Source organism: Haloarcula sp. H-hyl2 (genome assembly GCF_056934385.1).
Window position 1 is genome coordinate 1,214,010 of sequence record NZ_JBRIIJ010000001.1, and the last position, 23,581, is coordinate 1,237,590.

At 63.8% G+C, this 23,581-nt stretch carries 20 protein-coding genes; 14 read left to right on the top strand and 6 right to left on the bottom strand.

The features are described from left to right. Positions 1-108: 108 nt before the first annotated feature. Positions 109-1,017, bottom strand: a complete 909-nt coding sequence (locus tag Hhyl2_RS06285; RefSeq protein ID WP_483549880.1) for a DUF8054 domain-containing protein — start codon at positions 1,015-1,017, stop codon at positions 109-111. A gap of 103 nt (positions 1,018-1,120) precedes the next feature. Between Hhyl2_RS06285 and Hhyl2_RS06290 the strand changes: the two genes are divergently transcribed. From Hhyl2_RS06290 to Hhyl2_RS06355, 14 genes are all read left to right on the top strand, one after another. After that, complete coding sequence (locus Hhyl2_RS06290; RefSeq protein ID WP_483549881.1) at positions 1,121-2,110, top strand: aldo/keto reductase; 990 nt, start codon at positions 1,121-1,123, stop codon at positions 2,108-2,110. Positions 2,111-2,160: 50 nt separating this feature from the next. Then, a complete protein-coding gene (locus Hhyl2_RS06295; protein ID WP_483549882.1) occupies positions 2,161-3,237 on the top strand; it encodes a TrmB family transcriptional regulator in 1,077 nt (358 codons plus the stop codon). Between the two features lie 224 nt (positions 3,238-3,461). Continuing rightward, positions 3,462-5,033: a substrate-binding domain-containing protein gene (locus tag Hhyl2_RS06300; RefSeq protein WP_483549883.1), complete on the top strand. Its 1,572-nt coding sequence runs from the start codon at positions 3,462-3,464 to the stop codon at positions 5,031-5,033. Positions 5,034-5,105: 72 nt separating this feature from the next. Then, positions 5,106-6,095 carry a carbohydrate ABC transporter permease gene (locus Hhyl2_RS06305; protein ID WP_483549884.1) on the top strand — a complete coding sequence of 330 codons (990 nt, stop codon included), beginning with the start codon at positions 5,106-5,108 and terminating at the stop codon, positions 6,093-6,095. 1 nt (position 6,096) lies between these two features. Further along, positions 6,097-7,086: a carbohydrate ABC transporter permease gene (locus tag Hhyl2_RS06310; RefSeq protein ID WP_483549885.1), complete on the top strand. Its 990-nt coding sequence runs from the start codon at positions 6,097-6,099 to the stop codon at positions 7,084-7,086. A 4-nt stretch (positions 7,087-7,090) separates the two neighbouring features. Next, positions 7,091-8,287, top strand: a complete 1,197-nt coding sequence (locus Hhyl2_RS06315) for an ABC transporter ATP-binding protein (protein ID WP_483549886.1) — start codon at positions 7,091-7,093, stop codon at positions 8,285-8,287. 12 nt (positions 8,288-8,299) lie between these two features. After that, positions 8,300-8,494 carry a DUF8005 family protein gene (locus Hhyl2_RS06320; protein WP_483549887.1) on the top strand — a complete coding sequence of 65 codons (195 nt, stop codon included), beginning with the start codon at positions 8,300-8,302 and terminating at the stop codon, positions 8,492-8,494. Between the two features lie 50 nt (positions 8,495-8,544). Beyond that, entirely contained in the window at positions 8,545-9,615 is a 1,071-nt protein-coding gene (locus Hhyl2_RS06325) for a Gfo/Idh/MocA family protein (protein WP_483549888.1), read from the top strand. A 54-nt stretch (positions 9,616-9,669) separates the two neighbouring features. Beyond that, the gene (locus Hhyl2_RS06330; RefSeq protein WP_483549889.1) at positions 9,670-10,734 is read left to right on the top strand and encodes a glucose 1-dehydrogenase; all 1,065 of its coding nucleotides are present in this window, start codon (positions 9,670-9,672) and stop codon (positions 10,732-10,734) included. Positions 10,735-10,965: 231 nt separating this feature from the next. Then, positions 10,966-12,372, top strand: a complete 1,407-nt coding sequence (locus Hhyl2_RS06335; protein ID WP_483549890.1) for an ABC transporter substrate-binding protein — start codon at positions 10,966-10,968, stop codon at positions 12,370-12,372. A gap of 153 nt (positions 12,373-12,525) precedes the next feature. Continuing rightward, a complete protein-coding gene (locus Hhyl2_RS06340) occupies positions 12,526-13,668 on the top strand; it encodes an ABC transporter ATP-binding protein (RefSeq protein WP_483549891.1) in 1,143 nt (380 codons plus the stop codon). A 42-nt stretch (positions 13,669-13,710) separates the two neighbouring features. Then, positions 13,711-14,763 (top strand): HTH-type sugar sensing transcriptional regulator TrmB, encoded by a 1,053-nt coding sequence (gene trmB, locus Hhyl2_RS06345; RefSeq protein WP_483549892.1) that lies wholly within the window; start codon positions 13,711-13,713, stop codon positions 14,761-14,763. Positions 14,764-15,058: 295 nt separating this feature from the next. Next, positions 15,059-15,817 (top strand): helix-turn-helix transcriptional regulator, encoded by a 759-nt coding sequence (locus Hhyl2_RS06350; protein ID WP_483549893.1) that lies wholly within the window; start codon positions 15,059-15,061, stop codon positions 15,815-15,817. 60 nt (positions 15,818-15,877) lie between these two features. After that, positions 15,878-16,591, top strand: coding sequence for a dolichyl-phosphate hexose transferase (locus tag Hhyl2_RS06355; protein WP_483549894.1), 714 nt, complete (start codon positions 15,878-15,880; stop codon positions 16,589-16,591). A gap of 455 nt (positions 16,592-17,046) precedes the next feature. Here Hhyl2_RS06355 and Hhyl2_RS06360 read toward each other — a convergent pair whose 3' ends face one another. The 5 genes from Hhyl2_RS06360 to Hhyl2_RS06380 are packed head-to-tail and all read right to left on the bottom strand — an operon-like array spanning position 17,047 to position 23,571. Continuing rightward, a complete protein-coding gene (locus Hhyl2_RS06360; protein ID WP_483549895.1) occupies positions 17,047-17,604 on the bottom strand; it encodes a gluconate 2-dehydrogenase subunit 3 family protein in 558 nt (185 codons plus the stop codon). After that, positions 17,601-19,601, bottom strand: coding sequence for an ArnT family glycosyltransferase (locus Hhyl2_RS06365; protein ID WP_483549896.1), 2,001 nt, complete (start codon positions 19,599-19,601; stop codon positions 17,601-17,603). Before Hhyl2_RS06365 ends, Hhyl2_RS06360 begins: the two co-directional genes overlap by 4 nt. Then, positions 19,598-20,728 carry an ABC transporter ATP-binding protein gene (locus Hhyl2_RS06370; RefSeq protein WP_483549897.1) on the bottom strand — a complete coding sequence of 377 codons (1,131 nt, stop codon included), beginning with the start codon at positions 20,726-20,728 and terminating at the stop codon, positions 19,598-19,600. Before Hhyl2_RS06370 ends, Hhyl2_RS06365 begins: the two co-directional genes overlap by 4 nt. 2 nt (positions 20,729-20,730) lie before the next feature. Beyond that, positions 20,731-22,350 carry an ABC transporter permease gene (locus tag Hhyl2_RS06375; RefSeq protein ID WP_483549898.1) on the bottom strand — a complete coding sequence of 540 codons (1,620 nt, stop codon included), beginning with the start codon at positions 22,348-22,350 and terminating at the stop codon, positions 20,731-20,733. Positions 22,351-22,359: 9 nt separating this feature from the next. Further along, complete coding sequence (locus Hhyl2_RS06380) at positions 22,360-23,571, bottom strand: extracellular solute-binding protein (protein WP_483549899.1); 1,212 nt, start codon at positions 23,569-23,571, stop codon at positions 22,360-22,362. Between the last annotated feature and the right edge of the window lie 10 nt (positions 23,572-23,581).

The window sequence follows — 23,581 nt, forward strand, 5'->3', positions numbered from 1 at the left end:
TTTGCCAGGCCGGCGCGCATGGTTGTCACCAATACGGCCGCTTCGTGCGGTCGGCGGGATCTTCCCGTTCTCCGTTACCACCCCTCTACCAGCGTGGTCGCTCGCGAACTATTCGGCCGGGAAGCGATACACTCGCTGTTCACAGCTCGGACAGACGAGCGTCTCGTCTGGGGCTTCACGTGGATTCGTGTGTCCACCACAGCAGCCCGTCTCGGTCGATTCGGCGAGTTCGGTCCCACAGACGGGACACTCTTCCAGGAACATCCGGAACGTCTCGGTGGCCGCTGTCCGGACCTGATTGTCATCGACGTAGTCGTCGAGGACGCGATAGGCCGCGATTTCGGCGACAGCGACGGGCCGTGCAATCAGGTTCCCGCCGCCCGCCCCCACGACCACCCAGTCACGGTCGTCAGTGTGCAGTCCCTCGGCCTGCTGGACGTGGGGGAACGTCTCGCTGACCTCGGCTGCGAGTGCGTCGAGTGGAAGGGTCGCCAATTCGTCGATCGTGTCGTACCAGGCGCTCTCGACCTCGTCGGTAAGAAAGAGCATCTCCCCGTCGGCGTCGATGACACCCGCCTCGGCGAGTTCCCGCATCACGGTCTCGCCGTCCAGGTCTACCTCGTCCGACAGCGAGACGCTCTCGTCGGCCTCGTGGGACGGGTCGTCCGACTCGTCGGTTTCGGTGGCTTCCGTCGCGGTGTCGACGTCGGTGGCTGTGGTCTGACTATCGACGTCGTCGATGTCCGGCGGACTGTAGTCGTCGTGGAACCAGTCGTCCGGGAGCGGCGAGGCAGCCACGAGTTCCGGGGCGAACCGGGGCGTATACGGGACGAGATAGCCGCGGAGGTAGATGACGACGAGTCCGACTGTCGCGACCAGCGCGCCCAGCAGTCGCCGTTTCCGTAGCGTCAGTGCGGCGGCGACGACGCCGACGATAGCGAGATTGACGAGCGTGCAGGGCCAACACCTGTTGTTCCCCGTGTAGGTCTCATCACGTACCGAATCGAGATTCGACATAGGTATGGAGCCATTACAACAGCGCCCTTATCAATCTCCCCACGTGAGTCTCTGATGGAATACTCACCAAACTTTTTAACAACAGGTGTTGTTACATACTCGCATGCCTGATTCGGGGATGCAGTACACGACTCTCGGTTCGACAGGATTGGAGGTGTCCGAACTCTGTCTGGGGACGATGAACTTCGGGAGCAGCGAGCCCTGGATGATGGACGACGCCGACGAGAGTCGGGACCTTCTCCGGCAGGCGATGGATCTCGGTATCAACTTCATCGACACTGCCAACGCGTACTCGAACGGCGAGAGCGAAGAGATTGTCGGGTCGGTGCTGGACTCGTACCGCCGTGACGAGTTCGTCGTCGCGACGAAGGTCTTCTTCGATATGCACGAGGGTCCTAACGGTGGCGGGCTCTCGAAGAAGCACGTCATCGACCAGTGTCACGCCAGTCTCGACAGACTCGGGCTCGACTACATCGATCTCTACCAGATCCATCGCTGGGACGAACAGACGCCCATCGAGGAGACTCTCGAAGCGCTGACCTACCTCGTCGACGAAGGGTACGTCCGCTACATCGGGGCCAGTACGATGGCCAACTGGCAGTTCCAGCGGGCACTCTACACCGCCGACATCGAGGGCCTCGAACGGTTCGTCTGTATGCAACCGGAGTACAACGCCGTCGACAGACACGAAGAGGCGAATCTCCTGCCAGTCTGTGAGAGCGAAGGGATCGGGGTCATCCCGTGGTCGCCCCTCGGCGGCGGCTTCCTCGCAGGGAAGTACGACCGGGACGACGCTCCCGAGGACGGACGGGCGACCGACGACGAGTACACGGCGAACCGGTTCACCGACGAGAACTGGGCGGTCCTCGATGCGATACGGGACATCGCCGAGGAGAAGGGCGTCACGCCCGCACAGGTGAGCCTCGCGTGGCTACTCGAACAGCCGGTCGTCGACGCGCCGATCATCGGCCCGCGAACGACGGACCACCTCGAAGAGAACGTCGAGGCGGTCGACCTCTCCCTGAGCGACGCGGAGTGTGCACGGATCGAAGAACCGATCTTCCCGCAATGGCCCGTGGAAGGGAAAGACTGAGCGACGATAGCGACTACAACGACTCGATATCTGTAATACCTGACCTACTGATGAACGACGACGAACTCACGGACGTGTTGGAGGACGCTGGACTCTCTCCCTACCAGGCAGAAGCGTACGTCGCGTTGCTGGAGCTGGGGACGGCATCCGCGACTGACGTCGCGGAATCGTGTGACGTCCCGGATCCACGGATCTACGACGTACTGCGAGATCTGGAGTCGAAGGGGTACATCGAGACGTTCCAGCAGGACAGTCTGACTGCCAGAGCGCGGGATCCGAAGGGTGTGCTCGAAGATCTCCGCTCGCGCTCGACCAGATATCTCGACGCGGCCGAGACCATCGAGGAGCGCTGGAACCAGCCGGAGATATCCGACCACGAGGTCAGCATCGTCAAGCGGTTCGAGACAGTTCTCAACCGCGCACGGGAGTTGATCGAAGCGGCGGAGAACCAGATACAGATGGGGGTGAACACCGAGCAGTTCTACGAACTCGAACCGGCACTCAGGCAGGCGATGGACCGGGGTGTCGATATCAAACTGAGCATCTGCACCAACCCAGAGGACGACATCCCGACCAGAGAGGAACTGGAGGGGGCCTGCACGGAGGCCAGACACCGGGCGATCCCAGCCCCGTTCCTGGTCCTCGTCGATCGGACATGGACGTGTTTCGCGCCCCACCGGCACTCTATCAGCAACTACGGGGTGCTGGTGAACGATCGCACACACACGTACGTGTTCCACTGGTTCTTCCTGACCTGTCTGTGGGAGATCTGGGACACCGTCCATACGGTCCGGAGCCCGGAGACACCGACCACATACGTCGATCTCAGACACGCGGTCCGGGACATCGAGCCACTGCTCGAGGAGAACGCACGGATAGAGGTCGTCGTCGACGGCTACGAGACACAGACCAACAAGGAGATCGAGATAACCGGCGTCATCACCGCTGTCGATTACACGGGCAAGAACATGGGACGTATCGAACCCGTGCCACTGGCGCAACTGGCGGGTCGCGTCACGGCCACCGTCGTCACCGCGGATCGCACGTACGAGGTCGGTGGCTGGGGCGCCGTGCTCGAAGAGATAGAGGCGACCAACATTACCGTCACCAACATTCAATATGAATAACCATTCCGTGGGTCGAAAAACAGACCCACAGTTTACGCGTTTGAGCCGCGCTCAATCACAAAGGAGCGTTTTGCATTACCAAATTTTTATATAACGAAAGTTGGAATCACTCCATATCTATCAGAAATATTCATGTTTGACGGCCAGTTCACAGCCTATTAACAACACCTGTGGTTAATTATGGATAACCTTTAAGTGCTAACCCAGTAACCACCACGGTAGACATGTCGGACAACGGCACGACAGGTGACAGTGGAAAGAACGGTGTTTCGCGGCGGCGGTTCGTCCAGGCGGCTGGGGCGACCGGTGTCGTGGCAGGAATCGCAGGCTGTGCAAGTGACGGTGGCTCCGGCGGCGACGGTGGCTCCGGCGGCGACGGTGGCTCCGGCGGCGACGGTGGCTCCGGTGGCGACGGCGGTAGCTCCGGTGGCTCCGGTGACGGTGGCTCGACGACCATCGAGATCGGGTTCGACCCGGTCATCCTCCAGAACGCCGAAGAGGAAGTCCGCCAGGCCCTCCGTGACGCCGGGGTCCCGGACAACATCGAGATCAGCTTCGTCCCGCGTGACCAGGACACTGGTGCCGCACGGGCGAACTACAACCGCCTGCTGAGCGCAGGCGAGACGTCGCCCGACCTGTTCCTGATGGACAACGGCTGGACGAACATCTTCATCCAGCGCGGCCTCATCAAGAACCTGAGCGCGGACTTCTTCAGCGACGACATGCTGTCGACGGTCGACGAGGACTACTTCACAGCCTTCACCGCGACCGCACGTGACCCGGGCAGCGGCGACCTGTTCGGCGTCCCGATGTTCCCGGACTTCCCGACGATGCTCTATCGGAAGGACCTCGTCGAGGAAGCCGGCTACAGCCCCGAATCCAACAACTGGGCGACCGAGCCGATGACCTGGCAGGAGTGGTCCAACATCGCGTCTGACGTCCAGGAGAACTCCGGTGTCGACTACGGCTTTACGACCCAGTGGGACATCTACGTCGGGACCGCCTGCTGTACCTTCAACGAGGTCATGTCCTCGTGGGGCGGCGCCTACTTCGGCGGCCGCGAGAACCTCTTTGGCCCCGTCGGCGACCGGCCGATCACGGTCAACGAGCCCGAGACGGTCCAGTCGCTGAACATGATGCGGAAGTTCGTCCACGACGAGGAGTTCGGTGGCGAGTTCGAGGACTACGGCGGCGGCTTCACGCCCAACCAGATCCTCGGCTGGACCGAGGAGACCTCCCGTGCTCCGTTCGCGTCGGGCAACGCGGTCTTCCACCGCAACTGGCCCTACGCCATCTCGATCAGCGGTGCGGACCCCGCAGAGAGCGATTCCGACCCAGAGCCGTTCGGCGAGGACCTCGGTACGATGCCGATTCCGTACGCTGTCCCCGAGAGCGAGGCCGCACAGCCCGGCACGGGTGGCACCACCTCCGCACTCGGTGGCTGGCACATGACTGCGAACCCGAACAGCAACAAGGAGGAGGCCCAGCTCGCCATCTACGAGGCCATCATGCAGGACTCGTTCAACCTGGACATGCTGGACATCTGGGGCTGGCTGCCGCCGAAGCCCGAGCTGTTCAACTCCGACGCCGCCCGCGAGCAGGAACCGGTCGGCCGCTACATGGACACCCTGCGCGTCGCAGGGAACAACACGATGGCCCGCCCGGTGACGTCGGTCTGGAGCAACCAGCAGAGCAACATCGCCCAGCAGGCCAACCGCGCCGTCGGGCAGGAGACCGACTCGCAGTCCGCGATGGACACGCTGGCTGACAGCCTCGCCGAGACCGAGTCGAACTGAAGCCCGCGGGCTAGTTTTAAAACAATACTGCTTTATTATTGATTATGGAACCCATAGGAGGGATACACGGAGATGAGTACTGATACTGCCGACGCGGGACGAGAGTCTCGTCGTTCCGGTGCATTAGTCCAGGTAATGCGCTGGATGGAGAACTTGAGCGACACCCAGTACGCGTACCTGCTACTGATTCCGGTGTTCGTCCTGTTGGGCATCGTCGCACTGTACCCGCTGCTCCGGACGTTCGAGTTGTCCCTGTACCGGCTCTCGGTGGACTTCTCGTCGACGAACTTCGTCGGAGTCGGTAACTACGTCGACCTGTTCGCCGGGGGGCTGAACCGCTATCTCCCAGGAGGGACGACGTTCATTCCGACCGAGTTCACGCTCTCGGGTCTGCTCAACAGCGCGCTCATCGTCACGGTGATCTTCGCCGTGGTGAGTGTCCTCTTCGAGACACTGATCGGTCTCGGGCAGGCACTCATCCTCGACCAGGACTTCTACGGACGACGGTGGATCCGTGCAGCCATCATCATCCCGTGGGCGGTCCCGGTCGTCATCCAGGGGATGATCTTCTTCCTGATGTTCAACTCGAACATCGGGTTCGCGACGCCGTTCCTCGCAGATCTGGGGCTGCTGGCACCGACGAACACGCTCAACGACACCGCCAGTGCGGTGTTCATCATCATCGTCGCCGACATCTGGAAGACGTCGGCGTTCATGGCGCTGCTGATACTGGCCGGGCTCCAGAGCATCGACCGTGGCCTCTACGACGTCGCGAAGGTCGCAGGCGCGACCAAGTGGCAGCAGTTCAAGTACATCACCTTCCCGCTGATCCTGCCGACGATCGGGATCGCCGTGCTGTTCCGCTCGGTGCAGGCGATGCGGGTGTACGGGATCATCGACACGGTGTCGAGTTGTACCGTCGTCCCGTCGCTGTCGTGTATGGTCGTCGCGACCTTCACGACCCGCGAAGGGGTGTCCGCAGCAATCGCATTCGTCACTGCCGCCATCATCGGTGCCGTCGTGATGGTAATCATCCTGTGGCAGGGGGAGGACGCGATCTAACATGGCAACGACAACTGGCGATTCCGAGGAGAGTAACGAGGGAGCAGTCGGAAGCTGGGCCCAGCGGACGATGGCGAACCCCGAGGGGCTCTACAAATCGCTGTTCTACGCAGCGATGGTGTTCTTCCTCGTGACGACGCTGTTCCCCTTCTACTGGCTTGCCGTCCTGGCGGTCACGCCGGACGGTCGCCTGCTACAGGGGAGCTTCCTACCACAGCTGGGCGGGCTCACCGTCCCGCTGCCGGTCCCGAAGGGGTTCAACCCGGCAGCGTTCGTCACCGTCTTCGAGCAGGTGCCGTTCCACCTGTACATGCTGAACAGCTTCGCGCTGGCGATCACGACGACCATCATCGTCCTGATCGTCGCGAGCCTCGCGGGGTACGTCTTCGGCCGACTGCGGTTCCCCGGCCGTGCGCTCCTGATGCTGGGTATCCTGGCGATCAGCTACTTCCCGCCGGCCGCGTTCGTCATCCCGCTGTTCAAGGCGTTCGCGGGGAACGAACCGCTGCTGGTGCCGTTCACGCAGATCCCGCTGTTCACGCCGCCGCGGCTGTTGAACACGCCGGGGTCGATGATCCTGCCGTTCAGCGCGCTGTTCATGCCGCTGTCGATCTTCATCCTCACGACCTTCTACGGGCAGATCCCCGACGGGTTGGAGGACGCCGCACGCGTCGAAGGGACTACGCGGCTCGGTGCGCTGTTCCGGGTCATCATGCCGCTGTCGGCGCCCGGTGTGGCGACGGCGTCGGTGCTGACCTTTATCGCCGTGTACAACGAGTACTTCTTCAGTTCGATCATGGCCACCTCGCCGGAAGCGTCGAAGTGGTCACCGATCGTCGGCGGGATCCTCAGCTACCAGACCCAGTACACCACGCAGTACAACCTCATGGCGGCCGCAAGTATCGTCGGGGTCCTCCCCGTCGTCATCCTCGTGGTCGTCGCCCAGGAACGTATCGTCAGCGGACTGACCTCAGGAGCACTCAAGGAGTAACACAATGGCACGAGTCAGACTCGAAAACGTAACGAAACGCTACGACGACCAGGGTGAAGTGGTCACCGCGGTCGACGACATGAACCTCGACATCGACCACGGTGAGTTCATCTGCTTCGTCGGTCCGTCCGGCTGTGGGAAGTCGACGACGATGGAGACGATCGCCGGCCTCACCATCCCGACCGAGGGACAGGTGTTCATCGGCGACCGGGAGGTAACGAACCTCCCGCCGAAGGATCGGGGCATCGCGATGGTGTTCCAGAACATCGCGCTGTTCCCTCACATGGACGTCTACGACAACATCAGCTTCGGGCTGCGCCTGCGTGACTACCCGCAGGACGAGATCGACCGCCGTGTCGAACGCGCGGCGGACATCGTCCAGCTCGAAGGCATGCTCGGGCGGATGCCCGAGGAGATGTCCGGTGGACAGCGCCAACGCGTCGCCATCGCACGCGCGATCGTCCGTGAACCGGACGTGTTCCTGATGGACGAGCCGCTGGCGAACCTCGACGCGAAGCTGAAAGTCCACATGCGGACCGAACTCCAGCGCCTGCACAAGGAACTGGACACTACGATCATCTACGTGACCCACGACCAGGAGGAGGCGATGACCCTCTCGGACCGCATCGCCGTCCTCAACAGCGGGAGCCTCCAGCAGATCGCGCCCCCACTGACCTGTTACAACGAGCCGGACAACCTCTTCGTCGCCGGCTTCATCGGCTCGCCGTCGATGAACTTCGTCTCGGCGACCGTCTCTGAGAACGCACTGGAGACACCGAACTTCTCGCTGGAGTTCGATCCCAAGACGGTGCCCGGCGTCGGCGTCGGCGACGACCTGACGATCGGGATCCGGCCCGAGGACATCTATCCGTCCACCGAGAAGAGCGAGGTCCCGGACCCGTCGATGGAGATCAGAACCACGACGGACATCCTCGAGCCGATGGGTGACGAGATCTTCGCGTACCTGCTGCTGGGCGAAGGTGAGACCTCGATGGACCAGGAGCAGACGACCGACGACCAGCTCCTGATGAGCATCGAGCCGGACTCGGACATCGACGAGGACGAGGAGGTCCAGGTCGTCATCGACCGACGGAACGTCCACCTGTTCGACTCGGCGTCGGGCGAGGCCATCGTCCACAAGCTGGAGCCGATCGGCACGGGCGGAACGACCACTGGCAGCGAAGCCGAATCCGACGACTAACACAACAGAACAATGCCCGGAACCCTCTGGTGGAGCCTGATGCTGGTCCTGTTCTTCTTCTGGGCGTACGGCTTCGTGTCGTTCGTCCTGGACCTGAAGAACACGATCATCCCGGGCATCATCCAGTACCGGCGGGGACGCCGCCGCCAGAAGGAACAGCAGCAACGCGAAGAAGAGCGTGAGGAGCGGGAACAGCAGCTGTACTGACCCGAACCTTTTTCCCGCATCTCGATGCACACAAACCACCCCATACAGACATGACTGACCCGTCTGCAGTTCGACTCGGAATAATCGGCCTCGGGAACATCGCCAGTGTCCACTGTAAAGCACTGGAAGAGAGTGACCTCGAGGAGACAATCGTCGCTGGCGTGGACGTCGATCCCACTGCCCGGACCGCGTTCGCCGACGAATACGGCGCCGACGTCTACGAAGACCACGAGCAGATGCTCGGGAAGGTCGACGCGGTGCTCGTCACCACGCCGAACCGGTTCCACGAGCAGTACGTGGTCGACGCGCTGGATGCAGGGCTCGACGTACTCGTCGAGAAACCGCTGGCGCACGACCTCGCCAGTGCAGAGCGTATCGCGGAGGCCGCGGCCGCCGCGGACGGGTTCTGCATGGTTGGCTTCCACAACCGGTTCGCCAAGCCGGTCGAGGTGCTCACCGGGTATCGCGAACAGGGCACCCTGGGCGACATCACACACGTCGAAGCGGAGTACCTTCGTCGGCGTGGCGTCCCGTACCGCGGGTCGTGGTTCACCAGGGAGGAGGTCTCCGGCGGCGGTTCGCTCATCGACATCGGTGTTCACGCCATCGACCTCTCGCTGCACCTGGCTGGCTTCCCCGACGTAGTCGAGGTCACCGGGACCACGCGCGCGAACTTCGGGACCGACGAGGACTACGCCTACGTCGAGATGTGGGGCGAAGACCAGGGCGCAGGCGAGTTCGACGTCGACGACTCCGTGAGTGCGTTCATCCGCTGTGAGGACGGGACGACAATCTCACTGGAGGTCTCCTGGGCTGCCAACCGTCCGAACAGCAAACAGTACTACGTCCGGGGGACCGACGCGGGTGCCGGGCTGGACATCGGAACGGGCGACCTGACACTCTACGAGACGGACGACGTCAACGGGATGCACCACCGGACGACCGACATCGAGACACAGACGAACGAACCACACGTCGACGAGACGCGTCGGTTCGTCGAAGCCGTCGCCGAGGGCGAGGCGCCGGAGCGAAATACGGTGAGCCAGGCACTCACGGTCCAGAAGGTGATCGACGGAATCTATCGGTCCAGCGAGGTCGGCGAAGCCGTCCGGATCGAGTAGGCGACGACGCTGAAGAAAGACTTAATCCCCCTTGCTCTCACATTTCGGTGTATTATGAAGGCAATTGGTGTGAGACGGGACGGCGACGAACCCGAACTGATCGAGAAGGATCGGCCAACGCCAGATCCGGGTGAGGCACTCGTTCGGACACTGCGCGTCGGCGTCGACGGGACAGATCACGAAGTCATCGGCGGGGCACACGGTGGCTACCCTGAAGGGGAGGACCACATGGTGCTGGGCCACGAGGCAGTCGGTGTCGTCGAGGAATCGAACGACACGGGCCTGGCGGAAGGACAGATCGTCGTCCCAACGGTCCGACGGAAACCAGACGGCAAGACGAACGAGTACTTCCGGCGTGGGGAACCGGATATGGCACCCGAAGGGGAGTACGTCGAGCGCGGTATCGTCGGTGGCCACGGCTACATGGCGGAGTACTTCACCTCACCGGCGGACTTCCTGGTCCCGATCCCGGACGAACTCGCCGAGTACGGGTTCTTCGTCGAACCGATCTCGATCACCGAGAAGGCAAACGAACACGCGTTCGCGACGCGCGAGCCGTTCGAGTGGCGGCCGGAGTCGGCCTGTGTTCTGGGGAACGGGTCGCTCGGGCTGCTCACTCTGTGGATGCTCGACCGGGAGTTCGACCGGACCTACTGCGTCGGTCGGCGTGATCGCCCGGATCCGACCGTCGACATCATCGACGAACTCGGTGCGACGTACGTCGACTCCCGCGAGACACCCGTCGACGAGATGCCAGAGGCCTACGAGGCTGTCGACTACATCTACGAGGCGACGGGGTACGCACCGCACTCGATCCAGACGGTCCACGCGCTGGCACCCAACGGCGTCGGGGCCTTGCTCGGTATCCCCGGCTCCTGGGACTTCGAGATCGACGGCGGCTCACTCCACAACGAGATCGTGCTCCACAACAAGTGTCTCATCGGGACGGTCAACTCCCACATCAAACACTTCGAGTACGCCGTCGAGACGCTCTCGGAGACCCCGGAGTGGTTGCTCGACGATCTCGTCACGACGGTCGCCGACCCAACCGATGTCGCACCGGCGTTCGAGAACGGAGACGACCAGATCAAAGCGGTTGTCGAGTTCGACTCGCTGTAAGCGCGCGCCAGCGTGAGGAGCGATATTTTCTCCACACCTATTGTGTAATTATCAATCCAGGCCGAAATTCGGTAGAATTGTAAATGATTGTTTCAACATCGAATAACAATTATAACCGCAAGACTGCGACCGGATTAGTGGGTCTTTTCCGAGGGTCAAATAGACGCTGTTGTCATACAGAAGTATTAAGTACGATTCCTCAATATGAAATCGTGAGGTATTGGTGCAACCATGACTGACGACAACTCTGAAAAACGGCTTTCGAGACGGAACGCACTTCGCATCGCCGGTGCTGCCGGCGCTGCGTCACTGGCTGGCTGTGGCGGCGACGGTGGCTCCGGTGGCGATGGTGGCTCCGGGGACGGCGGCTCCGGTGGCGACGGTGGCTCCGGTGACGGTGGCTCCGGGGACGGCGGCTCCGGGGACGGCGGTTCCGGCGGCGACGAGCAAACACAAACGAACACACTGGAAGTCGCCCACTGGTGGGGTGAGGGCGACGGTCTGGAGGCCATCCAGTCGGTAATGGACGCCTTCACCGAGAAGTATCCGTACGTCGACTTCGACGACAACCTGATCGCGGGTGGTGCAGGCCAGAACCTCCAGTCCAACATCCGGACCCGTATCCAGAACGGCAACCACCCGAGTACCTGGCAGAACTGGCCCGGTGCGGCGCTGACGCCGTTCACGGACGCGAACCTGCTCGAGGACATCGGCTCCTCCGTCTGGGACCAGAACAACATGAAGGAGGCCTACCTCGACGGGCCCAAGGCGGCGGCCCAGCCGGCCGGTAACTACGTTACCGTTCCGCTGAACATCCACCGCATCAACAACCTGTTCTACAACGTCAGCGTCATCGAGGACGCAGGCGTCGACCCGTCGAGCCTGAGCTCCCCGTCGGACGTCACCGACGCCCTCCAGGCCGTCTCGGACGCTGGCTACACGGGGATGGCACACCAGACGAACGCGCCGTGGTCGACCATCCAGCTGTTCGCGACGGTCTATCTCGGTGTCACCGATGCGTCGACCTACACCGAGACCTTCGAGGACGGGCAGATCGAGGCCAACCGCGACTCCCTCGCGGAAGCGCTAGACATCGTTCGTGACTACAGCGAGTTCTACCCGAGTGACGCCGGCTCCATCTCCTGGACCGAGGGTAACTCGCAGGTCATCAACGGCGACGCCGGCTTCATCCACCAGGGTGACTGGGCGGCCGGGACCTACGTCGGGACCGAGGACTTCGACTACGGCGAAGACTGGGACTACGTCCCGTACCCGGGAACCGACGGATACTACGCGCTGAACATGGACTCGTTCCCGTACCCGATCGACAACCCGTCGCCCGAGGCGACGACGCTGTGGTGCCGCTTCGCAGGCACGGCCGAGGCACAGGAGATCTTCTGTCCCGGCAAGGGTGCGATTCCGCCGCGCGGCGACACCTCGACCGAGCCGTTCAACGACTTCTCCTCGGACCAGATCGAGGACTTCCAGAACAGCGAAGCCCAGCCCCGTTCGCTGGCCCACGGTCTCGCAGCACCGCCCGAAGTCGCCTCCGGTGCGAGTTCGGCCATCTCCTCGTTCATCTCAGGGGCCTCCAACGAGGAGGTCATCAATCAGATGGTCAACGCCTGGAGCAACTAACGGCACCCCTGTTCACCGGATTTTTTATCGCTCGACCGGAGAGCGGTAGCATTATACGGTGTCCAGAGGGCGGTATAAACGGAGAATCTCGGGACCGGCCCGAGTGACAGCAGAACTATCAAATACGCGGTACGACAAATGGGGAGTTAAACGATGGCACGTTTGACACTCGACAAGGTTACGAAAATATTCGACGACGACGGCGAACAGATCATCGCCGTCGACGATGTCTCGGTGGATATCGGCGACGGAGAGTTCCTGGTACTGGTCGGCCCGTCCGGGTGTGGAAAATCGACCACACTCCGGATGATCGCGGGCCTGGAAGAGATCACGAGCGGCGAGATCAGACTCGGCGACACCGTACTGAACGACATCCCGGCGACGGACCGGGATATCGCGATGGTGTTCCAGTCCTACGCGCTGTACCCGCACATGAGCGTCCGGGAGAACATGGCGTTCGGGCTGGAGGAGTCGACGGACATGCCCGACGACGAGATCGACGAGCGAGTCGAGGAGACCGCAGAGCTGCTGGGGATCGCGGAACTGATCAACCGGGCACCCTCGGAACTCTCTGGCGGCCAGCAACAGCGCGTCGCGCTGGGGCGGGCGATCGTCCGTGAGCCGGAAGTGTTCCTGATGGACGAACCGCTGGCGAACCTGGACGCGAAGCTGCGGGCGGAGATGCGGACCGAACTCCAGCACATCCAGAACAACCTCGGGACCACGACGGTCTACGTCACGCACGACCAGGTCGAGGCGATGACGATGTCCGATCGCATCGCCATCCTGGACGAGGGAATCCTCCAGCAGTGTGGGACGCCACTGGAGTGTTACCACCAGCCGAACAACCTCTTCGTCGCGGGCTTCATCGGGGAACCCTCGATGAACTTCTTCGACATCGAACGGCACGGCTCGGTTCTGGTCGCCGAGGACTTCGAGTATCCGCTCTCGGATGCGGCCGTCTCGGAACTGGGCAACACGACCGACGTCACGCTGGGGATCCGACCGGAAGACGTCGAACTCAAATCGAGCGTCGAGTCGGAGACGGACTACCACGCGATGGTCGACGTCGTCGAGCCGAAGGGCGACGAGAACGTCGTCCACCTCGTCTTCGAGGGCAACGATCCCGAGGACGGTACGTTCACGGCAGTCATCGACGGGATGAAAAGCGTCAACGCCGGCCAGCGGATCGTCGTCGGGTTCCCGGAATCGGCGATCCACCTCTTCGATACCGCCAGCGGCGAGGCCCTGCGCAACCGCGAACTCGACGAGGCTGAGTCACCCCGGATCCAGTAGCAGGGGAGAACTTCTTTGTAGTCCTCCGGCGAACGGCCCGACATGCCCGACGATAGTCTCGAAGCCGCGCTCGAACGTGTTATCACACGGTTCGATCTGGGCGAGTACGAGATGGCTGCCTATATCTGTGTTCTCGAACACGGCGAGTTGACCGCCTCGGAGATCGCCGAGCATACCGACATCCCACAGCCGCGGGTGTACGACACCGCGCGTAGCCTCAGCGACGTCGGTCTGGTCGAACTCGAAGAATCCCGTCCGATGAAGGTCCGGGCTATCGACCCACGGGAAGCGTTCGGCGACATCCAGGAGTCACTGGATACGCTCGTCGCGGATCTGGCCGACCGGTACACTGCTCCCGCGCGGGAACCCGAGGCTGTCTCACTGGTCAAGTCCCGACCGACGATCCTCCGGTACCTGGAGGACATCATCGATGCGGCCGAGTACGAACTCCTGTTGTCGCTGACGCCGTCACTGCTCGACCGCTTCGAGGACCAGTTGGCCAGACGGCGGGAGGAGGGTGTCGCGACTGAGATACTCATCTCGCCGGCCACACAGGCACCCGACCCCACGTCGTTCGACTACGCCGCCGTCGCATCGACCGTCATGGGTCGTCGTGGTGTCACGACGCCGGTCGTCGCCGTCGCCGACGGGAACTACTCGATGTACGCGACACGCGAGAGCATCAGCGGGAACACCGACCGGTACGGCGTGGTCTTCAATCGCTCGGAACTGGGCTTTCTCGTCTCCGGGTTCCTCAACACGGTGCTGTGGACGACTGGAGAGGTCATCGCCACCGACGACAGCGAGATCCCGTTCCCGCGGCGCTACGGGACGATCCGGCGGGCGATCTCCGATATGACCTCGATGGAGGGCGAGTTCTACGCCACGATAGAGGGCCGAGACGTCGAGACGGGGGACAACTGGGTCATCAGCGGCCGCGTCACGGAGGCGTCGTTCGGGCCGAACCGGGAGATCGCGACACTGGTCGTGGAGACGGCAGACGGACCAGTCGACGTTGGCGGACAGGTCGCGGCCTACGAGGACATCGAGGCCTACGAGATCCACATCGGACGCGACGAGCCCCCGGCGAAGTGAGTGGGGAGGGGAGCTCGGGGGCCTGCGTCGTATATGGGGTATGACGAGGCTCCGGGGAGAGCCCCGCTTGTCAGAGGCGTCGTGTGGGGATGTCGCGCTGCCGGAGACCACGACAGCACTGGCCGAGATGAGACAGCAGGGACCAGGGTGGTTCCAGACAGCAACAGATTCTGTTCCCGCATGAGTAAAAAATCCCACACTATTGCACCGGGGAACAGTCGAGCAATCGTACACAGTTCCATTGTGAGTGGAAACTGATATGTAGGGTGGGCCCCAGGGTCGAACTGCTCTGCATATGTCTGGGGGGAGGCCGATCAAGTACGTCTGTACGTCCTCGGTACGCGAGGACGTCGTCCAGTCGCTGGGAGCGCGTCGATACACCACCGACGAACTGCTCGAAGCGCTCGATGCCAGCGAATCCGCGGTGTACGACGCCCTCTCGAACCTCGAAGGCCGGACACTGGTCGAGGAGTACCAGGGAGGGTGGCGCCTGACAGGCAGCGGTCAGCTGGTCGCCGACGCGGTGGTGCGCCAGCGAGAGACCGAGCGGTTGCTCGCGGACGCAGACGGCTACTGGAACGACCACGATACGACGGTACTCCCACGGGCCTTCCGCTGTCGGTTGCCCCAACTGGGGGACTACGATATCCTGCGGTCCCACGAGACGGACCTGAACAGACAGGTGCGTGCGGTCGCAGCCCGGCTCGACTCCGTGGACGTCTGTGACATCGTCTCGCCAGTCTACCACGAAGCCTACGGCGAAGCGATGCCGGACCACGAGGACACCAGGTTGGTCCTGAGCACCGACCTTATCGCTGGTGAGGACCCCGAGGAGTTCCCCGGGGCGTCTATCGATTCGATCAGTGTCCGAGTGACCGACGCGCCGTTCGCGCTTGGCGTCTCCGAGGAGTGGACCATCCTGACCCTCCCCGAGCGCGACGGTACGTGGGCGCGGGCGACACTCGTCTCCGAGGACGCCTCGGCCATCCAGTGGGGGAACGAACTCTTCGAGACCGTGTGGGAGGACGCGGTCCCCCTCGACAACCGTCAGTAATCCAACCATATTTTCGGCGAACCTAAACACTCAAGGGTCGCTGGTCCAGATACCGACCCAATGAGTCAGCAACAGCAGCAGACAGCACAGCAGGAGGGGTACACGTTCGACGATCTGGCGGTCGTGATGGGGACCTACAACGAGGCAGATGCCATCGGGACGGTCCTCTCGGATATCGAGAGAATCACCGACGGTCGTGCTGAAGTGGTCTGTGTCGACGGCTCTAGCGATCGGACGCCAGAGATCGCTCGCGAACACGGGGCGACAGTCATCGAACAGGAGCCACAGGGGTACGGCGTCGCTGTCAGGGAGGCCGTCCTGACGCCCGATCGGCCGGTCGTCGTCACCACCGACTGCGACGACACCTACCCGATGGAACGGCTCCCGGATCTCCTGGCGGCGATCAACGACGGCGCCGATGTCGTCAGCGGTGACCGACTCTACTTCGGTGCCGACGAGATGCCCCCGATGAACCGTCTCGGCAACGAACTGTTCGCCCTGGCCGGGAGCGTGCTGATGGGCAAGCGTGCCCACGACATGACGACCGGTATGCGCGCGTACAGGCGCGAGGTCGTCCAGAAGATCCGCTGGACGGAGAACACCGGCCTCTCCGCAGAACTGCTCATGCGGCCGCTCATGCGCGGCTACGACGTCCGTGAGATACCCATCGAGTACGACGAGCGCAAGGGCGAGACGAAACTCGATCCCTTCTCGGGCGGGGCCGAAATCGCGGGCTCGATCGTCCGCGTGGCGGTCGAGGAACGCCTTCGGTGACATCCTCCCCGCGGTAAACGGCGCGCTTCCCTGCACAGAGGGAACCCGGCCTGCTACCGGTCGGTTTCAGGACTGGTTCTCCCGAGGTCGGCGGGGCGGGTTTCGACCCTAACTCGGGAGCGTCCTGTGGCCCTGACACAGGGGCTCCCATCCACCGGGAAGTCATTGCCCCGCGGTTTCTCAACGCGGCTCTCTCCCCGGCGGTCGAACCTCACGGTTCATTTGCCGGCTCCGGTCACACCTTTTCACCGGGCTCGCGGAGCACCGTCGCCATGGGTGGTTGACGGCCTGACTCCCGTGGTGACCAGCCACCGGGAGTCGGCGGAACCCATATGTGACATGTCGTCACAGACGATACTAAACATTGGGGTTCCAGCCGGCCATAGTCCGGTGGTTTGCGACATCAAGCGTACGCGATTCACGCCCGCCGTGAACGGCGGGATTCTCTCGCTGTATCAAGACTCGGGCGGCTGTCGGTAGCTCTCGGTCCCGCCAGGATGGCCCTGTGGGTTCTCGATTCCGACCAGTTTCCCGCCGGTCGGGGAGGCATACAGCGCGAACAGGAGGTCGTTGACGAGGTAGTAGCGGACCCGCTGGCGCGGGTCGCCGTCCGGGTCCGGGTTGGCTATCTGGACGCCCATCCCCTGCAGTGTCTCGTCCTGCATTGGGGGAGCGAGGTCGACGAAGGACTGGTTCTCCCACTCACGAGCGTACGCGTCGAGTGCAGCGACCGCGTCGGCGACACCGGTCGCTCGCTCGCTGTCCTCCGAGATCCGGCCGGCCAAATAGTCGGACACGAACCCGTCGATACCGCTCAGTTCGGACGGATAGATCACGTGCGCGACCGCCGTGACCGTCGTTCGATGGTGACCGGTCAGTACGTCCCCGGACTCCGCATCGCGGTCCTCGTCGCCGTCGGTCCAGGAGAGTGCCGCCACACCGCCGCCAACGGTGATCCCTGTTGCTGTCAGTGCTGCCAGCGCGTCGCGCCTGGTGAGTTCGAACTCCGTCATGTCTCCTCCATCGTCGCGTTCAGCGAGATCGACCGCTCGTAGCTCCCCGGGACGTAGGCTGCCTCGCCGCCACAGCGGAACTCGTTCCGGCAGACCTCCAGAATCGGCGTGAGCGCGCGTACCTGGCCGTCGGTCCGCTCGACGGGCAGCGCGATACGGTAGGTCACACCCGTCCCCGTCCCGTAATCGAGAAACATGTACAGTTCGACCGTATCACGGTCCGGCGTCGGGACGGTGACCTCCTCGGTGATCGCTGGACCGGTGAGTGTCGTGTGGTCCCCACTGGCTTGCAGCGTCAGCGACAGCGACTCGTTCCCCGTGACGGTGGCGTAGTCGGTCTCGGATCCGGCGGTCAGCCGCATCGAGACCACCTCGGTCTGTCGTGGGACGGTCGCCGAAAGGTCCGTCGAGACCGTGCTGCCGTCGGCGACCCGAACACGCTGGACGTGTGGGTCGACAGCCCGTCCGAGATACGGTACCCACTCGCCGCGGTAGACGTAGCGGTAGTAGTCCCGGTCCGGATACGCGTCGACGACCGCGAACTGGCGGTGTTGCATGGCGTAGACCGTCTCGCCGTCGAACCCTGGGTCGTTGCGCAGCGGCTGGAACGGATGGTTGAGCCACTCCCCGTAGGTCGTCGGGAGGAAGACGACGCCGTTCTCGAAGTCCCGCTGCTCGAAGGGCTCGTAGGCAATCTCGTACTGCTGGGTGGCCTCGTAGTTGTCCCCTAGCGGTTCGTTCGCGGCTGCGACGCCCGCTGCGCCGACGACTGCCGCGAGGACGACGGCGAGACCGAGGACGGCCCCGCGTGTCCGACTGTCAGGGGCCAGTTCGACCACCTGCGTTCTGAACCACCGCCAGCACGTCCGTGTGCCGATGGCCCCGAAGACCGCCAGTGGGAGCAACAGGTCGACGTGGTAGAACGGCCCGAGGAACTGGGCGAGGCCGTCGGTCGGGTCCGAGAGGTCGCCGAGCATGTTCATCGTCCCCCAGAAGTAGAAGTTTCCGAGGGTGACTGTGATGAGGACCCCAGCAACCGCCAGCTGGCGGGCGTCGAGCCCCCGACGCGTGGCGACCCAGAGGCCGATCCCGGCAACGAGCGTGCCGAGTGGCCCCGCCACGAGCCAGCGGGTCGACAGCAGCCAGAGGAGTTGCGTGTTGGCCTGGACCGACAGCGCCGGGGTGAACTCCCGCGAGTAGCCAGCGATCTCGTGGTAGCCAAATCCGAGTCCGTCCTGCGGGGCGAACGCCTCGTAGGGGAACAGGAACGGCGACCCGGTGACGACGGCGTTGTAGCCCAGCGTCAACCCCACGCCGGCGAGGCCGAACACGGCCGTCAGCCCGACGCGTGCGACGACTGACCGCTCCAGCGTCCGCAGGGTCCAGAGCGCGTGACAGACGAACGGCGTCGCGAACAGCACCGCCGTGTATGGCCTCGCGAAGAAGGCGATCCCGACGGCGCCGCCGGCTAGTGCAGCGGTCCGTCGACTTCCCGTCCGGTCGGCGTGGAGGTACGCGGCCGCGAACGCCAGATTCCAGAACGTCGTCGGGACGTACGAGAGGAACACCGAGGCGTTGACGAGGAACAGCGGGGAGCCGAGGACGAACACGGCGGCGAGGACGCCGGTTCGCTGGTCGAAGGCCTCCCTGACGGTGTGGTAGGTCAGCGCCAGGACGCCGGTCGCTGTCACCCCGAGCGCGACTCGATACCCGCCCAGCAGCTTCCCTGCGGCGAACATCGCCGCGGGGACCGGCGCGTACTTCGGGTACAGCCGGTTGCCCTCGGCGACGAAGAACCAGGGCCGGAACGCCTCCTCGACTGGCGGATACAGGAACAGTTGTCCCTCCAGCAACATCGCGGCCTGCTGGAGGTAGACCGCCTCGTCGTGGTTCGAGGTGTGGTACGGGAAGACATAGACTGCGAGGAGGTAAACGAGGAGGCCCCCGGCGAGGGCGAGGAGTCCTGCCTGGATGCGTGGCCGTCCGAGTCGCCTCATTCCGTGGGATACCAGGCCAGTTCGTGGTCGGCGGCCAGGTCGACCTCGACTGGCTGGCCAGCCTCGAACGTCTCGACGTGGTTGTGCATGCAGTGGACGACGTCGCCGCTGTGAAGTTCGACTCGGTAGACGAACGACGGGCCGTTGTACTGGCGGTGGACGACGTACCCGTCGGCCTTGGGTTCGGTCGTCGGGACCGCCTGGAGGTCGTCCGGGCGGACCAGGACATCGACCATCGCGCCGTCGTAGGCCTCGATGGGACCGTTCAGCAGTTCGGTGTCGAACGAGCCCAGGCCCGTCTCGATGGTGTCCTCGACGACGCGAGCCGAGAGGAAACTCGCCTGGCCGAGGAAACTCGCGACGAAGCGGCTCTCGGGGTTCTCGAACACCTCGGCGGGGTCGCCGACCTGCGCGACCTGCCCGTCGTTCATGATCGCGACGCGGTCACTGATCGAGAGGGCCTCCTCCTGGTCGTGGGTCACCGAGATGGCGGTGACGCCGGCCCGCTTCAGGATGCGCCGGACTTCCTCGCGCATCTCGACGCGCAGGCGGACGTCGAGGTTCGAGAACGGCTCGTCCAGCAACAGGACGTCCGGTTCCGGGGCCAGCGAGCGGGCCAGCGCGACGCGCTGTTGCTGGCCGCCCGAGAGCTGGCTGGGCATCTTGTCGTGATGGGCCTCCAGGTCGACCAGTTCCAGCAGTTCGTCGACGCGCCGGTCGGTCGCCGCCTCGTCCAGATCGGTCAGCCCGAAGGCGATGTTCTCGGCGACGGTGAGATGCGGGAACAGTGCGTAGTCCTGGAAGACGATCCCGACATCGCGGTCCTCAGGTTTCTCGAAGTTCGAGCCGTCCGCTGCCGTCTCACCGGCGATGGTGATACTGCCCGCGGTCGGGCGTTCCAGCCCGGCGATCATCCGCAACGTCGTGGTCTTGCCACAGCCTGAGGGACCGAGCAGCGTGAGCAGTTCGCCGTCCTTGACCGACAGCGAGAGGTCCTCGACGGCGACCTCCGCGCCGTAGTCTTTGGACACATCGGCTATCTCCAGCACTGTGCGGTCGGGGTCGGATACGGCTGCATCGACCGTCTCGAACTCCGAAATCCGTTGTGAGGCGGTTTGTTCTGACATGGTTAGCTTCCCTCCTGTCTGAGGATGACGAGCATCGAGAGCCCGGAGACGGCGACGAGTATCAGCGCCGGGACCGCTGCCTGGCCGTAGTAGCCTGCGCCCTGCACGAGCCAGATGTACGTGACGAACGTTTCGAACCCGGTCGGGCGTAACATCAGCGTTGCCGGCAATTCCTTCATCGTCGTCAGGAACACGAGCGCCGCGCCCGCGGCGATACCCGGCGCGACCAGTGGCAGGACGACCTGCCGGAACGCCGACAGCGGGTTATAGCCCAGCGATCGGGCCGCCTCGATGTAGCTCGGGTCGACCTGGAGGATCGACGACTCGGTCGATCCTACAGCCTGCGGGATGAACCGGACGACGTAGGCGAACACGAGCAGGATGACACTCTGATAGAGGAACGTCGCGTACCGCAGCCCCAGGTAGACGAGTGCCAGCCCGAGCACCACGCCAGGAACCGCGTAGCCGATGTAGGTGGCCCGTTCGGGGAGTGCCGACCGGGCGCCCGACCCACGGGCAGCGAGGTACGCGACCGGGAGCGCAGCGACGACACAGACGGCGGCGGCCGCGGCAGCCAGCCACAGCGAGTTCCAGGCGTAAGAGAACTGGAACGTGAACCCCCCGCCGCTGTACCCCGTCCCGGAGCGGACGAGCCACTGCAGCAGGATACCGATCGGCAGCGCAAGGCACAGCGCGGCGATGCCGGCACAGAACAGCATCGCCGGTACCTTCCACACCCCGAGTTTGATCGTCCCGGGCCGTCGGTCGCCGCTGTTGACGTACGCCCCCTCGCGACTAGCACTCAGCCTTGACTCGACGGCCAGGATACCCAGTGCCATCACCAGCAGGAGCATCGAGAGCACCGAGGCGTAGTCCAGCCGGCGGGCCCCGAACTCGTTGTAGATCATCCGCGTGAAGACGTCATACTGCATGATCGCCGGCGTCCCGAAATCCGAGAGCGTGTACAGCGCCACGAGCAGCGCCCCGGCAGCGATGCCCGGCGCGATCTGGGGGAACGTGACCCGGCGGAACGCCTGCCAGCGGGTGTGGTTGAGCGTGCGCGCGGCCTCGACGACGGTCCCGTCGAACGACAGCAGCGACGCCCGTGTCGTCAGGAAGACGTAGGGATACGTAAACAGCGTCAGCACGAGAACGGCTCCGTGGAGCCCGTAGATGGTCGGGATCTGTTCGACGCCGAGGGGCGCGAGCAGCGTCGCCAGTTCGCCGTGTGGTCCGAACGCGGAGACGAAGGCGAACGCGCCGATGTAGCTCGGGACGACCAGCGGTAGTGCCGACGTGATCGTCCAGAACCGCTTGAACGGCAGATCCGTCTGGACGGTGAGGATCGCCAGCGGGACACCCAGGACGATCGCACAGAGGGTGACGCCACCGACGAGGACGACGGTGTTGAGCGTGACCGAGACCGTCGTTTGGCTGGTCAATAGTTCCAGTGCCCGCGGGAACTCGATCTCGCTCGTCTGGAGGAAGAGCCACACCAGTGGCGAGAGGACGAACAACGCGACGGCCAGTGCACCGATCGATAGCAGCGTCGGCGCGGTCCCGTCGCTGTCGGCGGCGGTCGCCTGCTCTTTCAGCCGTTCGTATCGGTCACTCGTTCCCATGCGTTCTCTCTACAGCACGCCCGCGTCCCGCAGGAGGTCGACGGTCCCGGCCACGTCCGCCAGTTCCGTCAGGTCGATGTCCGGCGGGTTGAGGTCGTCGACACGGGGGAGACCCCCGACCGGCGCGACGCCCTCGATCATCGGGTAGGCGAACGTCCGGGTGGCGAAGAACTCCTGGGCCTCCGCCGAGAGGACGTGCCGGACGAAGTTCGCAGCGAGTTCCTGGTTGTCGGACCCCTTGACGATCTCCAGGCCCGAGACGTTGACGAGTGCCCCGGCGTCGCCTTTCGTGAACGCGAGCCCGAGCGGTGCGTTCTGGCGGGCCGACCGGACACGAAGCGAGTAGTAGTGGTTGGCGAATCCGGCGGCCAGTTCGCCCGTGGCAGCGGCGTCCGAGACCCGGAACTCGTCGGGGTACTGTTCGATACCGTGCTCCTGCATGGCCTGGAGCCAGGACCTGGTCTCCTCGTCACCACGGATGAGCCGCATCGCGGTGATGAACGACTGGAACGCACTGTAGCTGGGGGCCCAGCCCATCGCGTTCTTCAGCGCAGGGGTGTTCGGGAACTCCTGGACCGTATCGGGGATGTCCGACTCGGAGAGCGTGTCGGTATTGTACGGGATCGCACGTGCGCGACCGGCGATGCCGACCCAGCGGCCCTGGGTGTCTTTGAACTCGCTGCGGACCGCAGAGAGGGCTTCGCTCGGTAACTGTGCAGTCCCGCCGGCGTTGGCCACCGCTCCGAGCGAACCTGCGTCCACGGACATGAACACGTCGGCTGGACTTGCGTTTGCTTCAGTCTCCTGGATGAGCCTGTTGGCGAGGTCGCTGGACGATTCCAGCCTGTGGTTCGTGGTGAACCCGTCGTAGATCTGCTCGAACAGTTCGATGAGCGCGAGGTAGAGTCCACCCTCGCCGCCACCGAGGTACAGCGTCAGTTCGCCGTCCAGATCGGGGAGGTCCTCGATGGAGGTCCCACCGGGTGCGTCACGCTGTTCGACCAGTGGCCCGGAGCCACGGAAGTTGGCGAGGGTAATTTCGCCGCCGGATCCGCCGCTGCCGCCGTCGCCACCGGAGCCACCGTCGCTACCACTGCCGCCGGAACCACCGTCACCCTCGCTGCCGAAGATACTCGAACAGCCCGAGAGTGCTGTGGCCGTCGTCGCCCCGGTCATCGCGAGGAACCGTCGTCGAGATGCGAAGGAGGTGTCGTCAGTCATCTTATGTAGG

Excerpts from the sequence above, each read along its gene's own strand:
- Hhyl2_RS06285 (WP_483549880.1), bottom strand. The coding sequence starts at position 1,017 with ATGTCGAATCTCGATTCGGTACGTGATGAGACCTACACGGGGAACAAC.
- Hhyl2_RS06290 (WP_483549881.1), top strand. The coding sequence starts at position 1,121 with ATGCCTGATTCGGGGATGCAGTACACGACTCTCGGTTCGACAGGATTG.
- Hhyl2_RS06295 (WP_483549882.1), top strand. The coding sequence starts at position 2,161 with ATGAACGACGACGAACTCACGGACGTGTTGGAGGACGCTGGACTCTCT.
- Hhyl2_RS06300 (WP_483549883.1), top strand. The coding sequence starts at position 3,462 with ATGTCGGACAACGGCACGACAGGTGACAGTGGAAAGAACGGTGTTTCG.
- Hhyl2_RS06305 (WP_483549884.1), top strand. The coding sequence starts at position 5,106 with ATGAGTACTGATACTGCCGACGCGGGACGAGAGTCTCGTCGTTCCGGT.
- Hhyl2_RS06310 (WP_483549885.1), top strand. The coding sequence starts at position 6,097 with ATGGCAACGACAACTGGCGATTCCGAGGAGAGTAACGAGGGAGCAGTC.
- Hhyl2_RS06315 (WP_483549886.1), top strand. The coding sequence starts at position 7,091 with ATGGCACGAGTCAGACTCGAAAACGTAACGAAACGCTACGACGACCAG.
- Hhyl2_RS06320 (WP_483549887.1), top strand. The coding sequence starts at position 8,300 with ATGCCCGGAACCCTCTGGTGGAGCCTGATGCTGGTCCTGTTCTTCTTC.
- Hhyl2_RS06325 (WP_483549888.1), top strand. The coding sequence starts at position 8,545 with ATGACTGACCCGTCTGCAGTTCGACTCGGAATAATCGGCCTCGGGAAC.
- Hhyl2_RS06330 (WP_483549889.1), top strand. The coding sequence starts at position 9,670 with ATGAAGGCAATTGGTGTGAGACGGGACGGCGACGAACCCGAACTGATC.
- Hhyl2_RS06335 (WP_483549890.1), top strand. The coding sequence starts at position 10,966 with ATGACTGACGACAACTCTGAAAAACGGCTTTCGAGACGGAACGCACTT.
- Hhyl2_RS06340 (WP_483549891.1), top strand. The coding sequence starts at position 12,526 with ATGGCACGTTTGACACTCGACAAGGTTACGAAAATATTCGACGACGAC.
- trmB (WP_483549892.1), top strand. The coding sequence starts at position 13,711 with ATGCCCGACGATAGTCTCGAAGCCGCGCTCGAACGTGTTATCACACGG.
- Hhyl2_RS06350 (WP_483549893.1), top strand. The coding sequence starts at position 15,059 with ATGTCTGGGGGGAGGCCGATCAAGTACGTCTGTACGTCCTCGGTACGC.
- Hhyl2_RS06355 (WP_483549894.1), top strand. The coding sequence starts at position 15,878 with ATGAGTCAGCAACAGCAGCAGACAGCACAGCAGGAGGGGTACACGTTC.
- Hhyl2_RS06360 (WP_483549895.1), bottom strand. The coding sequence starts at position 17,604 with ATGACGGAGTTCGAACTCACCAGGCGCGACGCGCTGGCAGCACTGACA.
- Hhyl2_RS06365 (WP_483549896.1), bottom strand. The coding sequence starts at position 19,601 with ATGAGGCGACTCGGACGGCCACGCATCCAGGCAGGACTCCTCGCCCTC.
- Hhyl2_RS06370 (WP_483549897.1), bottom strand. The coding sequence starts at position 20,728 with ATGTCAGAACAAACCGCCTCACAACGGATTTCGGAGTTCGAGACGGTC.
- Hhyl2_RS06375 (WP_483549898.1), bottom strand. The coding sequence starts at position 22,350 with ATGGGAACGAGTGACCGATACGAACGGCTGAAAGAGCAGGCGACCGCC.
- Hhyl2_RS06380 (WP_483549899.1), bottom strand. The coding sequence starts at position 23,571 with ATGACTGACGACACCTCCTTCGCATCTCGACGACGGTTCCTCGCGATG.